The organism is Photobacterium kishitanii (assembly GCF_003026355.1).
Classification (GTDB): domain Bacteria; phylum Pseudomonadota; class Gammaproteobacteria; order Enterobacterales; family Vibrionaceae; genus Photobacterium; species Photobacterium kishitanii.
Genome location: NZ_PYON01000002.1, coordinates 161,368 through 186,006 on the forward strand (window position 1 = coordinate 161,368; position 24,639 = coordinate 186,006).

Genomic DNA, 24,639 nt, shown 5'->3' on the forward strand with positions numbered 1-24,639 from the left:
TCGAGCTATTATTTCCGTCATAATGATAAGACAACTGCTGATATCTTGATAAGTAAATGTTTGTACTTATTAAAAGATGATAGCCGTTGTCTTTTTATCTTGTTATTGAAAAAATCTTTTATTTAGCGTTTTTCGAAGATCAGTTAGCTATAAGTAACGATATCATGTGGCTATATTAATTTACGTATTAGAGGTGGATTACTAACGTGTTACTTCAAGATCTTGAGGTTATATTAAAGGTTGCAGAGTTTCGTAGTATTACACTTGCAGCAACCCATTTAGATATGAGAATAGCGACAGCAAGTGCTGCTGTTAAACGTGTAGAGGCTTCACTCGGGGTAGAGCTATTCATTCGAACAACCAGACAGTTACGTTTGTCTCCTGCTGGGGAGCACTATATACCGCAGTGTGAGCAAGCAATGTTAATACTGAAAAGTGCCAAACAAAATGTTCGTGAAGATTTAGGTATTATTGATGGTGAAATTAGAATCGCACTTTCGTCCGATCTGGGTAGGAATATAGTAATACCTTGGCTAGATGATTTTTTGGAACAACATCCTAAAGTCAGTCTTAGGGCGAGTATTAGTGATCGTAATATTGATTTTTATCATGACTCAGTGGATATGGCGCTGCGTTATGGTTCGCCGAGTGAAGCGAATGTATATGGATTTAAAATTTGTACGGTGCCGCGAGTATTATGTGCGAGTCCTGAATATTTGGACAAACATGGAACCCCGTTGACGCTTGAGGATCTTAGTGATCATAATGCGCTGTTATACCAGTTAGATAGACTTATTCATGATGAGTGGGTATTCACTAACAATGGCAGTTTGAACAAAATAAAACTTAAGGGGAATCGGGCTTCTGACGATGCTGATTTAGTAAGACGTTGGTGTGTTGCTGGTTTAGGGATTGCTCTTAAATCGAGCTTAGATATGTCCAAAGATCTACTGAATGATAATGTTATTAGTATTATGGCGGATTATCAGCCAATAGGAACGGAGTTGTGGTTAATCTGTCCTAGTCGACAGTCAATTACGCCCACGGTTCGATTACTAAGAGATTACCTTAGAGCACAGACGAAAGACGTGTTTAGTCGTTTAGTTGATAAAGGTATTTTAACTGCAGATATGCTCAAGTAATTTTTGATAGAAAGTCAGTGGAAAAAGAGCGAGAGATTTTACTTTTTAGGTTAACTGTTATGCAGATAATATTTTGTAAAAATGACGAAATTACGACGATACAATGCTCATAACTTATTTATAAGCATTGCATATAATATTATTGTTGATTTAGCCAATTACGTGTAACGATATCGATATCTTGTCCGTCGCGGGATACTTGATAATCTAATTCAGCAATGATTGCGTTTGAAAATCGTAAAGCATCTAATTTAGCCAGTTGATTTTTAGTGAATAGATTTTTGCGGTCTTGGCGAAGTAATAAAACGGCTTTATCAATGCTACCTAATAACCCTTTGGGTTCTGAAAGCGCTCTAATTTTAAATGTATGGTGAAGAAATTGAGGTTTCCATAACGGCACGATGAGCCACTGTTTATTACTAACCGTCTGTTCAAACGCAGTAAAGCAATCTTCCTCTGTTCCTGTATGAAAGCGATAGCCAGCGCTATTTAATCCATATTGCTCCATCATTTTTAGTGAAAAACGAGTAATACCTGCTCCTGGGTTAATTCCTTGGATATCTTTAGCCATTTTTTCAATGACATGAGGTTTTAATAGATCGCTAATCTCTGCAACGTCTTCACTAGGAATATAGTTAGGCACTCCCCATAGTGCATAGGGCTTATAATGTAGGCCAAGCTCAATTAATGGCTGAACAGCTTCAACATTAGCTTTATAAATACCATGGCTAGACGGAAGCCATGCAGAACAAAGTATATCTATTTCGCCTGATGTTAGTTTTTCGAAATTTTCTTGATGCGGAGAAAAAATACGTTGTACTTCAAATCCCATGTCAATCAGGGTATGACGAACGAGAGAAGCCGTAATACGATGAAATGAAAGGTCAGTGACACCAATAGTTATAGCGTGATTCATAATAAACTCGTTTAGTTTTATTTGGTTATGAATATGATATTAAATCTATTATGAATTTTTTAAACAGGATAAGGGTTGATAAATTATCTAATTCTATTTGATAATTAACCTAGTTAAAGACATCGTAAATATTCACTATTTTGTTTTGAACGCGCGTTAATTTAGATAACTACTCGTGAAGAAACAGGAGCTGGTGTTTTATCTTTAAAATCATTATCAAATCTAATTTGATAATGATTCAAGTCCCACGCTATTTTTCATTTGAGCTATGTTTATTAATCTCAGGCTTTCCATATCGAAAATAATAGGATTGCCTCAGATGTCATTACCCTCTGAAATGAAGATGATCGGCTTTAAAAAATCGTTACCAATAATAGCTACCGATAGCCTGATTGAAGTTATAGCCCCATTGCCAACGATCGGTGATAGCGAAATTCTCGTCAAGATAACAGCCAGTTCAATTAATCCGGCTGACGCGAAGGTTCGTACACGTAGTGCTAAAGATAAAGCGCTTGAGCAACTTAGAGTTGTTGGCTTTGATGCTGTGGGTGAAGTCGTTGGTTGTGGGCGTGATGTTATTGGGTTTGATCTCGGTGATCGCGTTTATTATGCGGGAGATATTACTCATCAAGGTGCTAATGCGGAGTATCAAACAGTTGATTATCGTATTGCAGCGCATGCTCCTGCAAGTTTGTCTGATGAATCTGCCGCGGTAATGCCATTAGCAACGTTGACAGCTTGGGAAGCACTTTTTGATCGCTTACGTATTCGTCCAGAGGAAAAGAAAACCTTACTTGTGATTGGTGGTGCGGGTGGCGTTGGTTCTATTGCTATTCAATTGGCAAAACAATTAACGAACTTAACGGTTATTGCAACCGCATCACGCCCTGAAACAACACAGTGGGTGATTGATATGGGAGCTGATTATGTTGCTGATCACTACCGTCTTGTTGAATCTGTTCGTGAGCATGATATTCAATATGTCGATTATATTTTTAATCTTGCAGATACTAAGGGTCACTGGGACTCGATGGTAGAGTTAATTGCGCCACAAGGAATGATTAGTTCTATTGTTGAATTTGATGGTGGGATTGATCTCTCGGCACTTCAGGGAAAATCAGCCGGTTTTATTTGGGAATTTATGTTTACTCGCTCATTATTTAAAACAGAAGATATCCAAAAGCAGCATGAGATCCTATTCCAAGCAGCAAATTTAATGGATTCTGGTCGCCTAAAGTCAACATTAACAACAACTTTAGAGGGGTTTAATATTAATACTTTAAAAGAAGCACATCGCTTAATCGAGACGGGAAAAACCATTGGTAAGATTGCAATAAAATATTAACTTAAATTTTAATATCATACTCTTAATAGATTAATTTCATTGATATATTTAATTAAATGCTATTGTAGTTTGACGACACAAGATATTGATGAAGTTTACTAATTTTGTAGATTGCTATCCGATAGTCAAAAACTAAATAAAGATGAACAACAACCCATTAACAACTTAATTTATAAGCGATTAATGGGTTGTTTGATGTAGATTATGCAAATATCTGACTAATAAATAAAAATACACTCGTGAGCATAGGGATAGCACTGTATTTCGTTACTTGTTTAAGTGTCAGCTTGGTCATTTTTGGTGCGAAAATATTGACTAAGATACTGATATTACAAAAAATGAATACACCATAGGTTTTTATATCTATATCGTGATTTTTTAATAACTTTATTTGCGCCAGAATTAATATCACATTAAATGTAATACTAAGTAGTCGGGCTATTTGAAACTGTGGTGTTTTAAATTCACTTCTTGAGTCACTTTCACTTGCTTTGATGAGGTCATTTTCTGGCTGACTCATTAATATTAATTCCTGATATAAAAGGGATCATTGTTGCCCAGTTCATCAATAATATGGTTAATGATGAGTGATAGTGAGCAACAGGTTTTTAAATCTGTAATATTATGATCGCACAGCAACGTAGGTTGTGCAATTATTCGCAAAGCGAACTTAACTTGCATTAAATAAGGTTAGTTTTGGTTTCGTTGATCTTTCTTCCTTGCGAGTTTCTCTGCGCGTCGTGCTAGTCGGTGATGAGTACTTTCTGCACCAATATGTTGTTCACCTCTTGCGATGGCTAAAGATATTTGTTTTTCACGCTCACGAAAGCGTGCAAGTTGTTGTGGTGAATGTTGTCCATGGCACTTAGCACAACTGACGCCTTGCTCGTATAAATCTGATTGTTTATCAGCTTCAGTAATGGGTAATCGACACGCATTACAAATATCATAATCGGCTTGTTCTAATTGATGATTGACCGCAACTCGGCCATCAAAGACATAACAGTCACCTTGCCATAAGCTGTCTTGTTGTGGGATTTCTTCGAGGTATTTTAAAATGCCGCCTTCAAGATGATAGACCTCTTCAAAGCCTTGTTGCTTCATATACGCAGTAGATTTTTCACACCGAATACCGCCAGTACAAAACATCGCGACTTTTTTATGTTTAGCCGGATCCATATTGTTTTTAACGTAATCAGGAAATTGTGTGAATGTCTCGGTATTGGGGTTAATAGCGCCTTTAAAGGTACCGACCTCGATTTCATAATCATTACGAGTATCTACAACCAATACTTCTGGATCGGCAATAAGATCATTCCACGCTGTCGGTTTGACGTAAGTGCCTACGACATGGCGAGGATCAATACCTTCAATGCCTAGTGTTACGATTTCTTTTTTGAGTTTTACTTTGGTGCGGTTGAAAGGCTGAGAATTTGAGAGGGATTCTTTACAAACAATGCCAGTGAGAGAAGCGTCAGCATTTAACCACGCTAACAAGGTATCAATTCCGTTACGATCGGCTGCAACAGTGCCGTTAATGCCTTCACTTGCTAGGAGTAAGGTGCCACGAATGTGATGTTTTTCCATTAGAGCGAGCATGGGTTCACGTAACTCAAGATAGTGCTTAAGTTCCACAAACTTATACAGCGCACAGACAACATACTGATTCATGATATTTCCTTGTTTTAATAGGGGGTAATAGCCAATTAAATTTATGGAAACAAGTATACCTGACTAAAATAGTCAGGTATATGCGGTGAATTAAATATTTCCTGAAAGCGGTTTATTTACTTGGGGGGCATTTGATAATTATTTACAAGGTACTAATTTAAGCGTGTAATTTGCGCCAGCTGTTGTTGGTGGCGCATAAGTAATAAAACAGTTATCGCGAGCAAGGACGGTATTTTGTTGGTTGTTCCCCTCTGAGTCTGTGATCGCTTCTTTTTTGGTGTATTTTTTAAAGGTAATATTAACGGCGTGTCCACCATTTGCTAATGTTGCACGTGTAATCGCTAAATCGCCGTTACTATCAAGATTACTTATTAATAATGGTAGTGAGTATTCCTCTGGGGATGGATACCCATAGTTAAAGGTGCAAGATGAAGTACTGCCCATGCTACAACCTGGAAATGGTAAATTACTCATGGGATTAAACGTCGTGCAAGTCATATCTAAACAATCATTAGATTTATTTGATACATAACGACGTTGCTCGAGCCCAGCAATCGCCATTTTGCTATAGCCCATTTTAAGTCCGGAATTTACAGCGGCTTCGAGGCCTTTTAGTGCGGCATTATTGGCATCTTTTTGGGTGTTAAGGAAACGGGGCATAGCAACAACAGCTAAAATACCGAGAATGATAATAACTACAATGAGCTCAATAAGAGTAAATCCATTTTTTTTCATATTCAGTTTAGGCGTGTATATTTGCGGTAAGAGTATAAGTGATGGATTTTGTTTTTTACTGGTAGTGGTGTCAATCTTTACAGGCATTATTATGCTGTTGTTGTGTGGTCGTACACGGTTTTCAAAAATAAATTTAATTTGCTAAAATAGATCAGTTGATTTGTAGCATTGTCAGCGTAGCCATTAGCTGTTAGTGTCGCAGCCCTTATGCATGTATTACAGCGTGCAACCTTATATTAAACAACATATCGATACCTCTTTTTAATGGTAATAGCGGTATGTTGACGTTTACAGGACATCATTTTGAGTCAGACGGCATTTTCTACCCTAAATCTTCATTCTGATCTATTGAGCAACCTAGACTCACTAGGTTATGAAGCAATGACACCTATTCAAGCTCAGAGCCTTCCGCTTATTATTGATGGCAAGGATGTTATTGCTCAAGGTAAAACGGGATCAGGTAAAACCGCAGCGTTTGGCTTAGGATTACTTAATAACCTTAATGTAAAACGTTTTCGCGTACAGACATTAGTATTGTGTCCAACGCGTGAATTAGCCGATCAAGTTGCTAAAGAAATTCGTCGTTTAGCGCGCGCAATTCATAACATTAAAGTACTGACTTTGTGTGGCGGTATGCCATTTGGACCTCAAATTGGTTCATTAGAACACGGTGCGCATATTATTGTTGGTACGCCTGGACGTATTGAAGAACATGTTCATAAAGGTTTCTTACGCCTTGATGAATTGAATACGTTAGTGCTTGATGAAGCTGACCGTATGCTAGAAATGGGTTTTCAAGATTCATTAGATACGATTATTGATGCCGCACCAAGTGATCGCCAAACGTTACTATTTAGTGCGACGTTCCCTGATCAAATTGCTTCTATTGCAAAACGTATCATGAAAAATCCAGTACAAGTGAAAGTCGAATCTAATCATGATAATAGCAGTATCTCACAGCATTTTTATAAGGTAAGTGGTAATGAAGATCGCTTAGATGCGGTACGTTTGTTACTGAATCAACACCGCCCTGAATCATGTGTGATTTTCTGTAATACTAAGCGTGAAGCGCAAGAGATGTCTGATGATTTAGAAGACTTTGGCTTTAGTTCTATTGCGCTCCATGGCGATTTAGAACAACGCGAACGTGATCGTACTTTAGTATTGTTCTCTAATAAGAGTAAATCAATCTTGGTTGCGACAGATGTTGCTGCTCGTGGTTTGGATATTGATAATCTTGATATGGTGATTAACTACCATCTAGCACGTGATACTGAAGTCCACGTACACCGTATTGGTCGTACTGGCCGTGCAGGTAGTAAAGGCGTTGCTTGTTCATTATTCAGTGATAAAGAACACTATAAAGTTAAATTACTTGAAGATTATCTTGATCGTGAAATTGAGGGTGAAGCATTACCTGCCGGAAATTTATTAGATCAACCGACTTTCCGTCCAGAAATGATCACATTAATGATCGATGGCGGTAAGAAGCAAAAAGTACGTCCTGGCGATATCTTAGGCGCGCTAACTGGCGATCAAGGGATTGCAGGTACTGCGGTTGGTAAGATTAATGTGTTTGACCACTGTGCTTATGTTGCAGTTAAACGTGAAGTTGCACGTGAAGCACTACAGAAATTAGAAAAAGGTCGTATTAAAGGCCGTAATTTCCGTTCGCGTCAATTGCGTTAATCGATCCATAGACGCAGATAAAATACTATGATGCCGATGGTGTGCTTTAAAAGCACACCATCGGCTTTTTTGTTACTGTAATATGTGATTACAACAATTGCCGTATTCAGTAACGATTTTTAGCGTTGCATTTGAGAAGGCTAATATGACAGTATTGTAAATTAATTGTAACCATTAGGGATTGGTACTGCTGTTTCGTATATAAATTAGTATTGTTAAGCTAATGATTTAAGGTTATTACACCGTATTGCTACTTGTCTTATATTTAAAAAGAGTATCCATCTATGCATCAAGAAATGATTGGATTGACGATTGCAGGCCTTGGCGTGTTGGGGCTTGGGTGTCAATGGCTTGCATGGCGTATGAAATTACCTGCGATTTTATTATTGCTTATTGCCGGCTTAGTAATAGGTCCTGTGGCTGGCATATTTAACCCTAATATTCTGTTTGGTGATTTATTGTTTCCGCTGATCTCATTAGCGGTAGCAGTTATTTTGTTTGAGGGTAGCTTAACCCTCAATTTTGCAGAAATAAAAACGGTTCGAAAAAACGTTAAAAGTATCGTCACTATTGGTGCGATTATCACATGGATCATCACCAGTGTTGCTACACATTATCTGTTAGATTTCAGTTGGTCATTGGCGTTCTTATTTGGCTCGATGACTGTTGTGACTGGCCCGACAGTGATAGTGCCATTGTTACGTACCGTCAGGCCACAGGCTAAACTTGCTAACATTTTGCGCTGGGAAGGAATATTGATCGATCCGATTGGGGCTATATTTGTCGTGATCGTGTATGAGTTTATTGTTTCTAGCAGCAAAATGCACAGTTTGGCAGTGTTCGGTTTAATGCTATTGGTGGGATTAGTTATTGGCGCTATTGCTGGGGGGCTAATTGCTTATGTTTTGCGTAAGCATTTAATCCCAGAGTATTTACAACCGTTTGCTGTTTTAGCCGTTGTGCTTGGCGTGTTTGCTGGGGCTAATGCGCTTGAATCAGAAGCTGGATTATTAGCGGTAACGGTGATGGGAATGTGGCTTGCGAATGCCAAAGATGTTGATATTCGCCATATTCTTCATTTTAAAGAAAATCTGACGATTTTGTTAATTTCAGGATTATTTTTAATTTTAGCATCCCGTATCCAATTGGCAGATTTCCATGCGTTAGGCTGGGGTGCAATTACATTATTTGTTGTTATTCAGTTAGTCGCAAGACCTGCTTCTATCTTCATATCGACAATGTTTAGTCAATTAGCGTTTAAGGAAAAGTTATTCTTAGCATGGGTTGCACCAAGAGGTATTGTTGCCGCGGCAATTTCAGCATTATTTGCGCTTAAACTAATCGATGATGGTGTTGCTGGGGCACAACTATTAGTGCCACTGACCTTTATGGTAATTATCGGTACGGTAGTGTTGCAGAGTTTAACTGCTCGTCCAATAGCGCGATTACTAGGTGTTGCTGAACCATCACCGAAAGGATTTTTGGTTGTCGGTGCTAATGATGTGGCACGACAAATTGGTTTAGCCCTTAAAAAATATGATTGTCGCGTTATGATGACCGATTCTAACTGGGATTATATTCGTGCTGCTCGAATGGCGGGTTTAGAAACCTATTATGGCAATGCGGTTTCTAGCCATGCCGATGAGTATTTAGATCTGATCGGTGTTGGGCATTTATTAGCACTAACGCCAGATAAACATTTTAATGCTGTTGTTACTAATCATTATGAAACTGATTTTGGTCAGCGTAATATTTTTCGCTTAAATGGTCGTCGCCATAATAGTGGCTTAGAAAAGCACTCAGCGACTCAAGCTCATAGTGGTGCGGTACTTTTTGGGGATGATATTAGTTATAAAAAATTAGCGAGTTTAATTAACCAAGGGGCTGAAATTAAGCATACTAGGTTAAGTGATAGTTTTACTATTGATGATTATTATCAACAATATAAAGGGATGCCACTTATTCCTTTATTTGCAGTTGATCTAAAGCAAAACATTCACCTATTTACAGTTGCTTCAACCGTGGAAGCCAAAGCTGGTTGGACGATTATCGCTTTAGTAAAAGAAGCAGATTAACGTTAATTATTGACTAATAATGATTGAAATTTAAAAGCACCGTTAATGGTGCTTTTTTTTATCCTAAATAGAGAGTGATGAAGTTCACGGTTTTATTAAAAATCTAGCTTGTTAGATGTTACGTTAGCCATTGAAAACAGTTACAAATGTTACAGAGAGGTGGTTTTTAAACGCTGATGTTATTTTTGGATAGTAAGTCGCACTATTTTTTATTTAATGATCTATTCCTTGAATTAATGTCACATTGACTTTTATTATAAATAGTAATGATGGTCTTATTTTATAAGATTATTAATAACTGTATTTTCTATTCCTTATGGGGGCTATTTTAAAGGTGTGATATTCCTTCATATATATCGCCGTTATTTGGTTGAAAATGTTTCTAAATGTTTCTGTTGTCGTTTACCCTCTGATTTTAGTAAAAGAATAAACGTGATTTACCTCTATTTTAGTTGTTTTTTTTACCTTTATTATCCTCCGCAATCACAGAGTACTTGGCAGTATTCTGACTAAACACAAAGTAGCTGTACAAATAATAATAAGATACGGCTCATCATTAAATCTCAGGGGATTTTAAATGATCAAGCAACAGACGTTGGCAAAGAAGACCTTATTAGCAGCAGCCATTGGCTCGTTAATGTTTACGGCAGGGTGTAATAGTGATAACACTAATTCCACTACGGAAGAGAAGAAAAAGCCACAACTTGCAGTAAAATTTCAAAATATTCTTGATCGCACCGGCACACCTCAACACTTAGCAGAAGTGAGTGCTGGCAATCATATGGCTTATACACCATTGCATGATGATGGTGCATGGCATGGCCACTTACTACCAGATTTAGCCAAATATCCTCAAAACAAAGGTGGCTTTGGTGTTACTGCTATTGCTGAAGAATATAACACTTCGGTTGCAGAGTATTTTGATAAGCTTTCGATTTTAAAAGATGGCCAGCCTGTTAGTTTTACAGCGAATGCATACAGTATTCCTGGCGCGTTAATTCAAACCATGGTTGCTGACGGTATTAAAGTTGAAATGAAGTTACAGTTTGTTTCTTCGCGTTCATCGGTTGTTGAAACCATTATTACTAATGATACTGGCGCAAACCTAGAATTGGTTTGGGATGGTAAATTAGTTGATGGTTATTATGCTAAAGATGGTGTTGCAAGCTCTGAAACTGTTGCTGAAAAGCTACCGAATTTAACGCGTGATATGACAGGTGATAAAAACGGTAATATTGACCTTAAATTTGGTGAAGAGCGTGATTCATGGTGGGTACGTACTCGTGGTGATTCTGCATTCAATATTCAACGTAGTATCATCACTGATACGCATGTGAATGGTTTAGAGTATCAATCAATCGCCAATATCGGTGCTGCTTCTAAAACTATCTATACCGTTTTTAGTCATACGCTAACCGCAGATGAGTGGAAAAAAGAACAGTCTGTTGTTAATGATATTTTGGCTAACCCAATCCATTACATGAACGCGAGCACAACACGTTGGGAAAATTACCTAACGAATGGCCTCGTTAATAAAAAGGCAACACCAGAACAAGAACGTGTAGCAGTTAAAGCGATAGAAACCTTAACCGGTAACTGGCGTAGTCCCGCTGGTATGGTGAGCTATGATACGGTGACGCCATCTGTAACTGCACGTTGGTTCTCTGGTAACTTAACTTGGCCGTGGGATACGTGGAAACAAGCGTATGCAATGGCGCATTTTAATCCAGATTTAGCAATGGCAAACATTCGCACCGTATTTGAGCATCAAGTCAAAACTGATGACGTGTTACGTCCATACGATAAGGGCTATTTACTTGATGTGGTTGGCATGAACATGTCTAAGCAGCGAGGAGATGCGCTTGGTTTAACAGAGTTTAATGATGCTCAAACATGGAATGAGCGTAACACTAAACCGTCTCTGGCATCATGGGCTGTGTGGGAAGTTTACACAACCCTTAAAGATAAATATAACCGCGCTGATGATGCTCAAGCTTGGCTACAAGAAATGTACCCTCAGCTGGTGGAATATCATAACTGGTGGTTAACTGCACGTGATACTAACCAAAATGGTATTCCTGAGTATGGTGCGGCAGTTGATCCAGAACATACTAAAGATGGTCAGCTTATTTATAAGTATAAGCTGGAAGGTGATACCGAATGGCGAGTTGATTATGGGATTGAAAAGTATAATGCGTTATTAGACTCTGGCAATTATGTTGATATCAGTAGTCCTGCACAAACCGCTGCATCGTGGGAATCTGGACGTGATGATGCGGCAGTATTTGGTTTTATTGATACTATTGCTGATGCGCAAGGCTTAACCGATCTTACTTCTGAGCAAGCAAAGGAAATTGATCAGCTTGGCCGCTATGCAAAAGATAAGTATGAGTTTAAGAATGATGTAATCATTACAATTAATGACGAAGGAAAGTCAGTTGTAAAATATACTGACGAAACCCCAGATAATAATAAATTACTGAATCTGGCTAAGAAAGATTGGCAGGTTAAATTCAGTGAGAACAAAGATGCTTCTGGCGAGGTTATCGGTTATTCATTGATGCAAGAATCTGTTGACCAAGCATCATATTGGTACAGTGATAATAAATACTTAGCACAAATTGCGACGGTATTAGGTCATGATCAAGAAGCAGCAGCCTTTACTGAGAAAGCGGCAGAAACTAAAGATTATATCAATCAATGTATGTTTGACCGCGAAACAGGTTTCTACTACGACATTAATATCGATGCTAATCAAGCGCGTTCATTAAATAATGGCTGTGCAGGTAATCCGATTGTTGAACGTGGTATGGGTGCTGAAGGTTGGTCACCGCTGTTTAATGGCGCAGCCAATCGTATTACCGCTGCGGCAGTGGTTGAGAATATGATGGACCCTGCGAAATTTAATACCACAGTACCGTTGGGTACTGCTTCAGCAGATAATCCAGCATATGGTGCAGATATCTACTGGCGTGGTCGAGTGTGGGTTGATCAGTTCTACTTTGGTGTTAAAGGGATGGCTGACTATGGCTATACTAAAGAAGCCAATGAGATGGTTAATAAGCTATTTAAAAATGCCGAAGGCTTAACCCTTGATCGCCCAATTCAAGAAAACTACAACCCAGAAACAGGCGCAGTACAAGGTGCTAATAACTTCTCATGGAGTTCAGCGCATCTATACATGCTTTACAATGATTTTCTAAAATAGCGTTAGTACTCTATTGAGTATACCGCTGACCGAGTCTATAACGGATACTTTTCCCCTTGTATTCGTTTAAATCACGCCAATACATCAACATGTATTGGCGTTTTTTATGGCTGTTATTTCTTAATCAATCAAATTTTGTGCTTTTAATTGCGCTAAAATCATTAAGGTGGCTGTTGAGCTAATTTCGGTGTCGTTACTGTTGAGCCATCGAATTTCTTCAATTTCAGATGCTGGTAATAAATCGCCATTATATTCAGCATAGTAACAGGTCATGTTCACCATAATTCCTGTCGCTTTACCATGGGCTTGGGCCTGAAAGCTTCCCGCATGGCACAATGATGTTGGAATAAGATCTACCGATAACTCTTCTTTAATTTCACGGACTAATGCTTGAGCGTCTGTTTCGCCAGCCTCTCGTTTACCACCGGGGATATAATAAGCTGTTTTTCCATATGATCGAGCGCCTAACAACTTTCGTTGGTCAATATGAAGCCAAGCAAGTTTATCAATGTGTTGAGGTTTGTTCACGCTATTCTCCTTTGCTGTCGTTAGTGTAACAGTTTCAGCAAAGATAAAAAAAGTGACTATCATTATTTCAATCTATGTTTGCATTTGTTTTGTGGAGCAAACTGTTTAGATCCATGTCTATTGTAAATATTTATAGGCATAATCATCACCCTTTTTAGTTGGTAGTGGTTAAATTTTACTTTGTTTTTAACTAAGGAATACGGCGTAATGAAATTCCGTTTAACGAGCACTTCTTATATATTATTAGTCGCTGTCTTTTTTGCTGCAATACAAAACCTAGCGTTGTGGAAGCATTTAAGTGAGTTATTTTCTGAAAGTGCCGCCAATGATGGAATTTTTATTGCTACGATTCCGTTATTTATTATTGCAGCATTAAATATTATTTTTAATTTACTGCTTTGGCCGTGGTTACAGCGACCATTAGTTGCGATTTTGATATTTATCTCAAGTTTAGTCACGTATGCGATGTATAGCTACGGGGTTTATTTTGACTATGGGATGATTGTTAATGTATTTGAAACCAATCCTGCAGAAGCTGGAAGCTACTTTTCTATAGTGGGTATGGTATGGATTATTGCGATTGCGATTATTCCAATCTTTATATTGTGCCGAATTAACGTTGTTTATCGCTCAGTATTAAAAGAGCTTATTGCACGTGGTGTTAGTATATTCGTTTCGTTATTAGTGATTGTTGTCATTGCGGCTGGATATTATAAAGATTATGTTTCATTAGTTCGTAATCACTCTGAAATTAAAGCACTTATTAACCCTACTAATTATATTTCAGCGACTTTTCGATATGCTAAATATCAATTAATTGAAGCGAAAATGCCCTTTACTGATATTGGCTTAGATGCCAAAGACTCGCATTTAAGTGATAAGCATAATGTTGTTGTTATGGTTGTCGGTGAAGCCTCGCGATCAATGAATTATTCATTAAATGGTTATGATCGTGATACAAACCCTGAATTAGCTAAGCGTAATGTGATTAGCTTTTTGAATGTAAAATCATGTGGTACGGCGACTGCGGTGTCATTACCTTGTATGTTTTCAGTGATGACTAAAGCTAATTACGATGCTATAGCGGCTCGTCATCAAGATACAGCGGTAGATATTTTACAACGGGCTGGTATTGATGTTTCCTGGAAAGATAATGATAGTGGTTGTAAAGGCGTTTGCGATCGGGTTAAACATATCGTAATTAACGCTGATGTCGATCCTAAACTTTGTCATGATGGCACATGTTACGATGAGGTATTGCTTAAAAATTTACAGGCTCAGATTGATGATGCCAAGCAAGATACCTTTATTGTGCTCCATATCATAGGTAGTCACGGCCCAACATATAACGATCGTTATCCTGCGAAATTTAAAGTATTTAAGCCGACATGTAATACCAGTAATTTGCAAGAATGTAGTCGTCAACAGGTAACCAATACCTACGATAATACCATTTTATATACTGACCATATTCTAAGTAGTGTGATTGATATGCTTAAAAGTGATGATCATAATGCCAATACTGCGATGATTTATATGGCCGATCATGGTGAGTCTCTTGGTGAAGATGGAATCTATTTGCACGGTTTACCGTATTCTATTGCACCTAAAGAGCAAACCACAGTCCCTTTAATTTTATGGTTATCGCCTGCTTACCAGCAGAGTCAACATTTAAACCGCCAGTGTTTACAACGTGAAGCTGCTGCTGGTGGTTATTCACAAGATAATTTATTCCATTCTTTATTGGGTATGATGGATGTTAAAACCAAGGTTTATGATGCGAAGTTAGATATATTTGCTCAGTGTCGGCAATAATATTATTTAACCCTACACAAATAAAAGAGGGCATAGGTCCTCTTTTACTTTTATTTCACTGGTCAAAATGTATCATTCGGCCATCAATAAATTCATTATTTAAAATAATAAGACAGAGAGATAACCATGAAACCTGGTGCAACGGGCTTAAAACGCATTATTGATGCAACTGGATATTCAATGCAAGGTTTAAAAGCCGCGTGGATAAACGAAGCTGCTTTTCGCCAAGAAAGCATTTTATTAGTTGTTATGACAATAGTTTCATTTTTTATGCCTGTTACAAAAGTGGAACGATTAATGATGATTGGATCATTATTTATTGTTGTGATTGCAGAGCTGATTAATTCAGCTATTGAAGCAGTGGTTGATCGTATTGGGCCTGAACGTCATGAGCTGAGTGGTCGAGCGAAAGATATTGGCTCAGCAGCCGTATTTGTTGCGTTGGTATTAGTGGTAATCACTTGGGGCAGTATATTATTTTTATAATGATTATTGTGATAATTTAAAGATTAGTTAATTAACGCCAGTATTTTTAATTATGAAAATAGTGGCGTTTTTTATTGACTTGCTATGGCTGATAGCCCGTGGCTTTATCTGAAATAATTTGTCCATCTTTGATGGTGATAATTCGCTTTGTACGTTCAGCTAAACTTACATCATGGGTTACAATTATCAGAGTACGACCTTGTTGGTGTAAATCATTAAATAACGCTTCAATTTCTGCCCCCGATTTAGAATCAAGTGCGCCTGTGGGCTCATCAGCTAAAATTATTTGTGGATCATTGACTAAGGCTCGCGCAATCGCTACCCGTTGTTTTTGGCCGCCAGAAAGTTGATTTGGCTTGTGATGCATACGATCGCCTAACCCCACTTGTTCAAGTAAAGCGGCTGCTTTTTGATGGCGTTGCTTGGTTTTAGTGCCTCGATACACTAAAGGTAGAGCGACATTATCAAGTGCTGTGGCATATTCTAATAAATTAAAGCTTTGAAAAACAAAACCTATATTATGATTTCTAATTTTGGCCAGCTGGTGGCTGGTTAAGGTAGCAACATCATCATCGTTAAGGAGATAATCTCCACTGGTGGGAATATCCAAACAGCCTAATACATTCATCAGGGTTGATTTACCAGATCCTGATGGGCCTAAAATAGATAAAAACTCACCTTTATTTATAGTCAGTGAAACATTATCCAATGCTTTTACGAGATGTTCCCCTTCACCATAATATTTACAAATGTTGGTCAATGAAACTAAAGGATGCTGATTCTTAGCAAGAATGGTGGGTATTTTACTCACTTTGTAATGCCTCTAATGGAGTAATAGTTGCGGCTTTATTGGCTGGAAACCAAGCAGCAGCAATGCCGACAATAATTAATGCCAATACCACAATAGCCATAACGGAAATTGATAATTCTGGTTGTGGTTTACCTAAGGAGGTATAAATATAACTATTAGAGATGGGGATTCTCTTTATAATATTGATTAAGCCAACCGTTAATCCTAACCCGATAACACCGCCAATCATCATGGTCATCATGGCTTGAATAAGATAATGGCAACGAATGTTATTAGGAGTGGCACCCACAGCCATACGAACGCCAATATCACGAGTAGCACGTTTAACGCTGGCATACATCACATTGGCAATACCAATACCGGCTACCATCAGTGTAACAAACCCAATAATGCCTAAAAATGTTTGCAAACCAAGTAGAAAATTTCGCATCGACTCTTGATTAAGCAGCATATCATCAGTTTGAATCAGTGTTTCATCATCGATGCTAGCGTTATATTTCTTGGCTAAGACTTGACGAATAGTAATCGCTAAACGTTCTCGGTTAGCGTGTGATTGAGGCTCAACATTAAACGCTTTAATCGGTTGTTGTGGAAAAAAACGCTGCCAAGTGACTAAAGGAACAAGCGTGGTATACGTTGACTCTGAGCCTTGTTCAATACGTCTTGGATCATCCAATATGCCGATAACGGTGAAATCAACATTACCTATTTTAAGTGTTTTACCAATTGGATTTGTATCAAGCTTATTGTTTTCACTGTAATGATAAGGCTTTTTATTAAATAACATCATCGCGGTGACTTTACCTAGAACGACCACCTTACGTTGCTCGGAAATATCGGTGGGATTAAACCATCGTCCTCCAGAATGGATTACTAAGTCATTAATATCCTGATAATTATTTTCTACTGCTAATACTTGAGTAAAAGCACTACGGTCGCCTTTGGTAACGGGTTCATCCCAAAGAGCGGAGCTTGAAAGGCGTTTTATTTCAGGTAATGCCGCTAAGGTTGCTTTATCTGTGATGTGTAAATCAACCTCTTTACCACGAAAAAAGCGCCCCTGAGTAATACTAGCAGTGCCGCCAGTGACATAAATAAGATCGCCATTACCGCTGGTGGTGTTTCTGATGAGTCCTTGGCGCAGCCCTTCTCCGGTTGCTAACATGGTACTGATGCAGACGGTTGACCATACAATTGCAAGAATTGTCAGACATAACCGCAGTTTTTCTGCAGCCATTTCATGAAAAATTTGTTGAAATGGAAACATATTATGCCCTCGCACTTAATGCTATAACGGGGGTGAGGTTAGCCGCTCTTCGTGCAGGAAAAAATGCTGCCAGCAAAGCTAATATCGCTGTGATGGTTAAGGTCAGAATAATAGCAGTACTGGTTAGGGTGGGAATGCCGAGCCATTGTGGTAACTGACTCATCGCTAAAAATTTAATGATTACCCATGATAAACTAAACCCCATCACCGTACCTATAATAACTAATACAGCTCCTTCAACCATAAATTGAGTCAAAATATGGGTTGGAGTAGCACCAATAGCAAGCCGCACCCCAATTTCACGGGTACGCTCTGTCACTGATAAAAACATAATATTAGCGACACCAAGTGCACCAACGGCTAATGTCATTGCACCACTGGCGGCTAAAAATAGTTGAATCCCCCTAAATAACGCTAAATATGTCTTAGCGAAGCGACTAAAATCAGGCATGTTAATGGCTTGAGTATCTTGAGGATTAAATTGAAGCACATGGGCAAAATAGGTTTGTACTACGTTACGTAATTTAGTCCGAGAGACCGTATCTTGAGGCTCAATGATCGCTTCTGATGGCAGATTTTGCCAAATATTGCCATAAGTCGCCGAAGGAATAATGGCGCTCTTAGGTGAGAATTGAAAATTATATTCACTTTTAGGCGCAATACCAATAACACTAAAAGGAATCGCATTAATTTTTATTTTATCCCCAATTGACAGCTTGGCTTGTTTTGCAAGTCGCCAGCCAACAATAACAACCCGAGTGTGATTGTGTTGATCGCTTATGGTAATGGGGCGTGAACCTGATATCAGTTTTATTTTTTGTAAAGGAATAAAGTGAGTATCAACGCCACTGAGTTTTGCTTTTAATTTGATCCCTGCCATATCTGTTATCTGTGGCTTGTCGGCATTAAAGATAATGGAAAGGTGTTTTACTTGTGGCAAGGTTGCGAGTGCCTCATAGTTTGCTTGAGTTGCATTGAGTGCTCGTCTTGCTGGGTAACCTTGCCAAGGCTGTGATGTTTTTCCCATCGATACTGTTTGAGTGTTTGATATGAGAGCCGACATTGATTGTTTATTGACTTGATAGAACCCCTCGCCGAGGGCAACTAACACTAACACGGAAATGATCCCCCAAATAATAGCAATAATTGCCAATGAGCTACGTAGTCGATGAGCAATGATTGTTTGTAGGGTTTGTGATAATAGCGCTATCATTGTTGCAGTGCCTGCGATAGCTGTACGATGCTTTTATCGTTTAATTGCCCGGTTAAACTCAATAATTGGATGCGGTGTAACCAGTAGGTATAAAGTAAATCTTGTAGACTTTCTTTGCTTTTATAAGCTTTTTCTTGGATCTGAATAATATCGAGTGCCGTAGTACCGTCAGTGCCAGAGGTATAAATGATTTGTTTAGTTTTAAGCGCTTTTAGATCGGCTTGTAATTTTTTACTTCCAATATCAACTCGTTGCCAATCAAGGTCTAACTGATTAAAACGGGTATTGATATCATTGGTTAAATCCAATTCAACTTGACGCAATTGTTGCTGAGCGATTTGGACACCAACTTTAGCTTTACCGACTTGTGAGCGTATTTTTCCGTTAAGATCGAGTGGCACCTTGAGGGTGATGCTAGTACTAAGGTCATCACTATGGCCATTAAAATCATTGCTATAACTAATATTACCCGACAGGTTAGGATAATATTCTACTTGTTGTTGCTTAACGGTTAGTTTGCTTTGATGCAGTTTTTGCTGAGCTGCAAGTAGGTTAGGACTGTTATCTTGCGCCAGTTTTAACCATTGTTGTTTGGTGTTCTTTTGTAGCGGTGGTCGATGGAAATGATGACTATTAATTTCATCAACCTGTTGTGGTGGTTGATTGATCAGTTTTGCCAGTATCGCTTGTTTCTCTGCCAGCACTGATTGTCGACTTAATAAATCACTATAAGCGCCAAAGACATTGGTATTGGCATCATCAACCTCTGTTGACAGAATAAGACCTGCTTGATATTTCTTTTGAGTGAGGGTTAATAAATGTAATGCATCTTGATGTTGTTCATGCGCGATATTAACTGAAACTTGTGCTTGAGCGACTTTAAAATAAGCATCAATAACATTATAAGCGAGACGATTCTGTTCTTTTTTTACATCTAGTTGAGCATAAACGACCTGAGCTTGTGCTTGATCAAGCTCGACCCATGAACGACTATCCCAAATCGATTGACTGAGGGTAATTGTATAGCCTGGGGTCGAATTTTGGTCGTGATCAGCCCATGTTTTACTTGCTGTGGTTGATAAATCAGGCAATAAAACGCTTCTAGCGATTCCGGTGTCAAATTGGTTTTGGGTTTGCTGGAGTTGCTTGATTTTATAATCGGGATTAGTGGCTTTAGCCGCAGTCCAAGCTTGCTCCATCGTAAGCGCATGACTTGATAAACTCCATAATGAAAAACTCATCGCAATAATGAGTGTTGTGGCTGAATGTATTTTAGTCATTAGTATCACCTACTGTACTGGCATCTATCAGTGATTGCTTAGTATCAATACCTTTTTTTATCTCTACATTAATGCCATCAGATAACCCCAGAGTGACAGCTTGGTAGTGATAACCTTGTTCTGAATCGTCAGGGATTAATACTTGCGCGGTATCGCCATCAAAGTGAAGTGCACGTTCAGGCAGTGTAATAACATTGTCAGCCTTGGTTAAGGTGATCTCTGCGGTGGCTGAAAACCCAGAACGAAGTGTCATACCTTTAGGAAACTTAATCTGGCTGACTTCAACCGCAAAGCCATTATCAAAGCTTTGTTGCGCTTGATTGCTATTGGTATTGCTGTCAGCATTGAGTTTTTCTGATTGCACTGCAACTTTAGTGAGTATGCCTTCAATTTTTGTCTCAGGATAAGGAGATAAGGTTAATGTTACTGGCATACCTTCAGATAATTGTGCTGCATCATGCTCACTTACCGCACCTTTAAAGACAATATTACTCATATTTGCCATGGTCATAATTTCAGTGGCGGCTTGGTTTGATTCTGTCGATATGATGGGTTCACCGACATCAACTTTAATATCAATAACCGTTCCTGTAATCGGCGCACTAATGATTGAGGTTAATTTCACATTACCTGCAGTCGATTCACCTCGACTTTTTAAATCCATATCTTGTTGTTTTTGTTCGACATCAGCTAGTGCAGATTTTAATTTAGCTTTACTCTCTATATATTGATCAAAATTAGAGGGAATGATTTTTTGGGCTACCAGTCGTTGGTAGTTTTGCAGGCTTTTTTTTGCACGTTCAAGTTCAGCTTGGCTTTTGAGTAAATTAGCATGTGCTGCAGTAAGATCTTGTGGGGTCGGATTTGGGCGTAACTTAACTAACGGACTGTGGGCTGTAACGTGTTCACCGACACGGACATAAATATCATCAATAATGCCAGTTATTTGAGACTTCACTTTTACCACTTGTGCCGGCATGATTTCACCGACAGCTACCGCTTGTTTTTTTATCGTCGCTTGTTTGGCGGTTAAGGTTGTAAAACTATGTTCCGGTGGTGAGTGAGTTGTAGCATAGTAAATGCCACCTAAACTGATTGAAGCTAATGCAGCTGCGGTTATCCAGCGTTTTTTCATATTAATGTCCAACAACAAGGTAAAAATAGAATGAGTTGGTCAGTAGGTTTTCTTTTCTGAGATGATAATTTTAAGAAATAGGTGCCTAAACTGATAACAAGATAGGTTAACAAGATAACAATATTTTGCCATGACATTGTTAGGATTCAGTAGTTTTTTTGTATGACAAAGGATGTCATAAAGTATGATAAGAGCTAAATTTAGGAAGGTTAAGATAAGAATAGCGGGTTATAGCCGATAAATCTGCCTGTTTTGCGTTGTTTTTGAGCAACGCAAAACAGGTTAAAACGTAACAATTATTGTTTTTGGATTGCCCAAAGATGTAATAGATCTGTTGCAATGGTTGCCGCTGCAAGCGCAGTAATATCAGCATGATCATATGCTGGTGCTACTTCAACTACGTCCATGCCAACAAGATTAATACCTTGCAAACCACGAATGATTTTTAGTGCTTTATCTGATGTGATACCACCACACACAGGGGTACCAGTACCTGGCGCATAAGCAGGATCTAAACAGTCGATATCGAAGGTTAAGTAAACCGGCATATCACCGACAGTGGCTTTAATTTTTTCAACTATCTGTGCCACACTCCAATCATTAGCAGTATCGGCAGAGATGACATTAAAGCCAAGTTTGTCACTGTGTTCTGTACGAATACCAATTTGTACTGAATGAGTAGGATCAATTAAGCCTTCTTTCGGTGCATGGTAGAACATAGTGCCATGATCAAATTTACTGCCTTGATCGTAAGTGTCAGTATGAGCATCAAAGTGAATTAATGCCATTTTGCCAAATTGTTTAGCATGAGCACGTAATAACGGTAGCGTTACGAAGTGATCACCGCCAAAAGTAAGCAGGGTTTTACCTTGCTCTAATAAACCAGTCGCGTGTGCTTCTAAACGTTCACACATCTGACCTGCATCACCACAATCAAATACTAAATCACCACAATCGGCAATTTTAATTGATTTTAATAGGTTAAAATTCCATGGCCAGCGTTTGCCTTCCCATGCAAGGTTGGTCGAGATTTGACGGATAGCACCAGGACCCATACGACTGCCAGAACGACCAGTGGTCGCCATATCAAACGGTACCCCAGTAATAATAACATCAGCGTCAGACTCCAGTGGTGAGAAGTTTAACGGTTGACGTAAAAAACCAAATGCATTGGCGTATAAAGAATAATCTGGGTAATTAGCTAGTGTTGCCATGGTTTTCTCCAACAACAATATTATAGGGCGAAGGCCCACTAAAAGACCTATCACTGCCTTATTGCAGTGATAGGATGCTCAAAAATAGGGTGACTAATTTTTAGTCTTAAATTGCGCGAACATCTTCTAGATAGGTATACCCTTCTAGCCCATCAGCTAGCTCTTTGAGAATACTCTCTCGTTCATTTTCTGCAAGGTGTTGCTGTGCCATTAGTTGATATTGATGCAAGAATTCATTGGAATCTAAGTGCACGTAGCGCAGTACATCACCAACGTTATCACCACGATCAATTTTTTCGATGTTATAACCACCATCAGCAGTACAGCGCACAACGGCAGTATCAGTATCACCAAATAAATTATGCATATCGCCTAAAATTTCTTGATAAGCGCCCACCATAAAGAAACCAATACGGTAAGGTTGTTCATCACTCCAAGTTGGTACTGGTAATGTGCTTTCGATACCTTGGTTTTCAACATATTGATCAATCGCACCATCTGAGTCACAAGTGATATCAAGAATAATCGCTCGACGCTCAGGGGCTGTATCTAAATTGCTTAATGGCAAAATAGGGAATACTTGTTCAATACCCCATGCATCAGGTAATGATTGAAACAGTGAAAAGTTCACAAAAAACTTATCCGCTAAACGTTCATGCAGCTCATCTAAAAGTGGGCGATGTGCTCGGTTTTTAGTTGATAATGTTTTTGCAAGTTCATGGCATAAACGCAAACTCACTTGTTCAGCCCATGCTCGATCAATAAAGCTGATCATCCCAACGGCAAATAATGAGTGAACTTCAGCTAAATCACTTTGGTTATCGTGGTAAAGCTCGACTAAAGAACGGTGATCGGCGTTATCCGTCAATTCTTTCCAAGAACGCCACATGTTATGCAAAATATGTGGCGCATCTTTAGCTGGCGCATTAATACTTTCCGCTTTATAGCTTTCGATGCCAACGACATCTGTAATTAATACAGCATGGTGCGCAGTCAGGTTACGACCTGACTCTGAAATAATACGTGGCATTGGCATGGCGTATTCTTGGCAAATATCACCTAATACATACACCACATTATTTGCATACTCATTGATGCTGTAGTTCATAGAACAACTGCTTTGGCTACGAGTACCTTCATAATCAACCGCCAAACCACCACCTACGTCAACGGTTGTAATTCCGGCGCCTAATTTTTTAAGCTCAGCATAAACACGTCCAGCTTCACCGACACCATTACGTACATCACGGATATTGGCGATTTGTGAGCCTAAGTGAAAATGCAGCAACTGTAGACAATCGAGCATTTCTCGTTGACGCAATTCTTCAACCACGGTTAACACTTGTGATGCCGATAAACCAAATTTAGATTTTTCACCACCACTTGCTTGCCATTTACCTTTGCCTTGAGAGGCTAGACGTGCACGCAGGCCTAAGCGTGGTGCGACACCAAGTTCAGCGGCTTCTTGTAAGATGATCTTTAGCTCGGAGAGTTTCTCAAGCACGATATAGACTTCGTGACCCAATTTTTCGCCAATTAACGCTAATCGAATATATTCCCGATCTTTGTAACCGTTACAGACAATCACTGAGCTTGCTTCTTGTGCCATAGCAAGTACAGCCATCAGTTCGGGTTTACTGCCTGCTTCTAAGCCTAATTGACGCTGTTGCTTGGCATATTGGCTTTTTAAAATCTCGCTAACGACTTCTTGTTGTTGGTTAACTTTGATCGGATACACGGCAAGGTAATCACCTTTATAACCATAATTTTCAATTGCTTGATTGAAAACACTGCATAAACTATCAACACGGTGATGCAGAATATCAGGAAAACGTACCAAGACAGGTAACGATGCGCCTGCTGCAATTAATTCATCCGCAAGTTGCGATAATCCGATAGCATTGGTTGGGTTATTTACATCGGGACAGGCAACAACTGAACCGTCTTGAGCTATATCAAAATAACCTTGGCCCCAGTAAGGTGTATTGTAAACGTCACGGGCATTATTAATTGTCCAATCACTCATTGTTTAATCTCTTCCTGAGCGAAAATACTTCAGCCTTAAAATATAGATGCATAACATCCCTGCTTGGCTGCAGTAAATATCGA

General features: G+C 38.8%; 19 protein-coding genes. 7 read left to right on the forward strand and 12 right to left on the reverse strand.

Annotated elements, in window-relative coordinates:
• The first annotated feature begins 206 nt into the window (after positions 1-206).
• A complete protein-coding gene (locus C0W29_RS02940; RefSeq protein WP_045042213.1) occupies positions 207-1,142 on the forward strand; it encodes a LysR family transcriptional regulator in 936 nt (311 codons plus the stop codon).
• 139 nt (positions 1,143-1,281) lie between these two features.
• Here the strand turns inward: C0W29_RS02940 and C0W29_RS02945 are convergent, their stop codons facing one another.
• Positions 1,282-2,058 carry a glycine betaine ABC transporter substrate-binding protein gene (locus C0W29_RS02945; protein ID WP_045045087.1) on the reverse strand — a complete coding sequence of 259 codons (777 nt, stop codon included), beginning with the start codon at positions 2,056-2,058 and terminating at the stop codon, positions 1,282-1,284.
• A 319-nt stretch (positions 2,059-2,377) separates the two neighbouring features.
• Here C0W29_RS02945 and C0W29_RS02950 point away from each other — a divergent pair, with 319 nt between their 5' ends.
• Positions 2,378-3,403: a zinc-binding alcohol dehydrogenase family protein gene (locus C0W29_RS02950; protein WP_045042211.1), complete on the forward strand. Its 1,026-nt coding sequence runs from the start codon at positions 2,378-2,380 to the stop codon at positions 3,401-3,403.
• A gap of 202 nt (positions 3,404-3,605) precedes the next feature.
• On the opposite strand, the gene C0W29_RS02955 is transcribed toward C0W29_RS02950, so the two are convergent.
• The 3 genes from C0W29_RS02955 to C0W29_RS21935 all read right to left on the reverse strand — a co-directional run bounded on the left by C0W29_RS02955 (position 3,606) and on the right by C0W29_RS21935 (position 5,896).
• Positions 3,606-3,923: a hypothetical protein gene (locus tag C0W29_RS02955; protein ID WP_045042210.1), complete on the reverse strand. Its 318-nt coding sequence runs from the start codon at positions 3,921-3,923 to the stop codon at positions 3,606-3,608.
• Positions 3,924-4,093: 170 nt separating this feature from the next.
• Entirely contained in the window at positions 4,094-5,074 is a 981-nt protein-coding gene (trhO, locus tag C0W29_RS02960) for an oxygen-dependent tRNA uridine(34) hydroxylase TrhO (protein WP_045042209.1), read from the reverse strand.
• Positions 5,075-5,212: 138 nt separating this feature from the next.
• Positions 5,213-5,896, reverse strand: coding sequence for a prepilin-type N-terminal cleavage/methylation domain-containing protein (locus tag C0W29_RS21935; protein ID WP_052671650.1), 684 nt, complete (start codon positions 5,894-5,896; stop codon positions 5,213-5,215).
• Between the two features lie 216 nt (positions 5,897-6,112).
• Here C0W29_RS21935 and dbpA point away from each other — a divergent pair, with 216 nt between their 5' ends.
• The 3 genes from dbpA to ygjK all read left to right on the forward strand — a co-directional run bounded on the left by dbpA (position 6,113) and on the right by ygjK (position 12,781).
• On the forward strand, positions 6,113-7,498 hold the full coding sequence (dbpA, locus tag C0W29_RS02970; protein ID WP_036791964.1) for an ATP-dependent RNA helicase DbpA: 1,386 nt from the start codon (positions 6,113-6,115) through the stop codon (positions 7,496-7,498).
• Between the two features lie 284 nt (positions 7,499-7,782).
• A complete protein-coding gene (locus C0W29_RS02975) occupies positions 7,783-9,573 on the forward strand; it encodes a cation:proton antiporter (RefSeq protein ID WP_045045086.1) in 1,791 nt (596 codons plus the stop codon).
• Positions 9,574-10,150: 577 nt separating this feature from the next.
• A complete protein-coding gene (ygjK, locus tag C0W29_RS02980; RefSeq protein WP_045045085.1) occupies positions 10,151-12,781 on the forward strand; it encodes an alpha-glucosidase in 2,631 nt (876 codons plus the stop codon).
• Between the two features lie 120 nt (positions 12,782-12,901).
• On the opposite strand, the gene C0W29_RS02985 is transcribed toward ygjK, so the two are convergent.
• Positions 12,902-13,309, reverse strand: a complete 408-nt coding sequence (locus C0W29_RS02985; protein WP_045042206.1) for an NUDIX hydrolase — start codon at positions 13,307-13,309, stop codon at positions 12,902-12,904.
• Positions 13,310-13,516: 207 nt separating this feature from the next.
• Here C0W29_RS02985 and eptA point away from each other — a divergent pair, with 207 nt between their 5' ends.
• Both eptA and C0W29_RS02995 read left to right on the forward strand, forming a co-directional pair.
• Positions 13,517-15,124 (forward strand): phosphoethanolamine transferase EptA, encoded by a 1,608-nt coding sequence (gene eptA / locus C0W29_RS02990; protein WP_045045084.1) that lies wholly within the window; start codon positions 13,517-13,519, stop codon positions 15,122-15,124.
• 126 nt (positions 15,125-15,250) lie between these two features.
• Positions 15,251-15,610, forward strand: coding sequence for a diacylglycerol kinase (locus C0W29_RS02995; RefSeq protein WP_036791976.1), 360 nt, complete (start codon positions 15,251-15,253; stop codon positions 15,608-15,610).
• Between the two features lie 82 nt (positions 15,611-15,692).
• On the opposite strand, the gene C0W29_RS03000 is transcribed toward C0W29_RS02995, so the two are convergent.
• From C0W29_RS03000 to speA, 7 genes are all read right to left on the reverse strand, one after another.
• Positions 15,693-16,421, reverse strand: a complete 729-nt coding sequence (locus C0W29_RS03000) for an ABC transporter ATP-binding protein (RefSeq protein WP_080895392.1) — start codon at positions 16,419-16,421, stop codon at positions 15,693-15,695.
• The gene (locus C0W29_RS03005; protein ID WP_045045083.1) at positions 16,414-17,688 is read right to left on the reverse strand and encodes an ABC transporter permease; all 1,275 of its coding nucleotides are present in this window, start codon (positions 17,686-17,688) and stop codon (positions 16,414-16,416) included. The genes C0W29_RS03000 and C0W29_RS03005 overlap by 8 nt, the downstream gene beginning before the upstream one ends.
• Position 17,689: 1 nt before the next feature.
• Positions 17,690-18,901: an ABC transporter permease gene (locus tag C0W29_RS03010; RefSeq protein WP_036791981.1), complete on the reverse strand. Its 1,212-nt coding sequence runs from the start codon at positions 18,899-18,901 to the stop codon at positions 17,690-17,692.
• The gene (locus C0W29_RS03015) at positions 18,898-20,181 is read right to left on the reverse strand and encodes a TolC family protein (RefSeq protein WP_036791983.1); all 1,284 of its coding nucleotides are present in this window, start codon (positions 20,179-20,181) and stop codon (positions 18,898-18,900) included. Before C0W29_RS03015 ends, C0W29_RS03010 begins: the two co-directional genes overlap by 4 nt.
• Positions 20,174-21,316 (reverse strand): efflux RND transporter periplasmic adaptor subunit, encoded by a 1,143-nt coding sequence (locus C0W29_RS03020; RefSeq protein ID WP_045045082.1) that lies wholly within the window; start codon positions 21,314-21,316, stop codon positions 20,174-20,176. The genes C0W29_RS03015 and C0W29_RS03020 overlap by 8 nt, the downstream gene beginning before the upstream one ends.
• 296 nt (positions 21,317-21,612) lie before the next feature.
• Complete coding sequence (gene speB, locus C0W29_RS03025) at positions 21,613-22,530, reverse strand: agmatinase (protein ID WP_045042199.1); 918 nt, start codon at positions 22,528-22,530, stop codon at positions 21,613-21,615.
• A gap of 106 nt (positions 22,531-22,636) precedes the next feature.
• On the reverse strand, positions 22,637-24,556 hold the full coding sequence (gene speA / locus C0W29_RS03030; RefSeq protein ID WP_107174227.1) for a biosynthetic arginine decarboxylase: 1,920 nt from the start codon (positions 24,554-24,556) through the stop codon (positions 22,637-22,639).
• Positions 24,557-24,639 lie beyond the last annotated feature (83 nt).

Excerpts from the sequence above, each read along its gene's own strand:
- C0W29_RS02945 (WP_045045087.1), bottom strand. The coding sequence starts at position 2,058 with ATGAATCACGCTATAACTATTGGTGTCACTGACCTTTCATTTCATCGT.
- C0W29_RS02950 (WP_045042211.1), top strand. The coding sequence starts at position 2,378 with ATGTCATTACCCTCTGAAATGAAGATGATCGGCTTTAAAAAATCGTTA.
- C0W29_RS02955 (WP_045042210.1), bottom strand. The coding sequence starts at position 3,923 with ATGAGTCAGCCAGAAAATGACCTCATCAAAGCAAGTGAAAGTGACTCA.
- trhO (WP_045042209.1), bottom strand. The coding sequence starts at position 5,074 with ATGAATCAGTATGTTGTCTGTGCGCTGTATAAGTTTGTGGAACTTAAG.
- C0W29_RS21935 (WP_052671650.1), bottom strand. The coding sequence starts at position 5,896 with ATGCCTGTAAAGATTGACACCACTACCAGTAAAAAACAAAATCCATCA.
- C0W29_RS02975 (WP_045045086.1), top strand. The coding sequence starts at position 7,783 with ATGCATCAAGAAATGATTGGATTGACGATTGCAGGCCTTGGCGTGTTG.
- ygjK (WP_045045085.1), top strand. The coding sequence starts at position 10,151 with ATGATCAAGCAACAGACGTTGGCAAAGAAGACCTTATTAGCAGCAGCC.
- eptA (WP_045045084.1), top strand. The coding sequence starts at position 13,517 with ATGAAATTCCGTTTAACGAGCACTTCTTATATATTATTAGTCGCTGTC.
- C0W29_RS02995 (WP_036791976.1), top strand. The coding sequence starts at position 15,251 with ATGAAACCTGGTGCAACGGGCTTAAAACGCATTATTGATGCAACTGGA.
- C0W29_RS03005 (WP_045045083.1), bottom strand. The coding sequence starts at position 17,688 with ATGTTTCCATTTCAACAAATTTTTCATGAAATGGCTGCAGAAAAACTG.
- C0W29_RS03010 (WP_036791981.1), bottom strand. The coding sequence starts at position 18,901 with ATGATAGCGCTATTATCACAAACCCTACAAACAATCATTGCTCATCGA.
- C0W29_RS03015 (WP_036791983.1), bottom strand. The coding sequence starts at position 20,181 with ATGACTAAAATACATTCAGCCACAACACTCATTATTGCGATGAGTTTT.
- C0W29_RS03020 (WP_045045082.1), bottom strand. The coding sequence starts at position 21,316 with ATGAAAAAACGCTGGATAACCGCAGCTGCATTAGCTTCAATCAGTTTA.
- speB (WP_045042199.1), bottom strand. The coding sequence starts at position 22,530 with ATGGCAACACTAGCTAATTACCCAGATTATTCTTTATACGCCAATGCA.
- speA (WP_107174227.1), bottom strand. The coding sequence starts at position 24,556 with ATGAGTGATTGGACAATTAATAATGCCCGTGACGTTTACAATACACCT.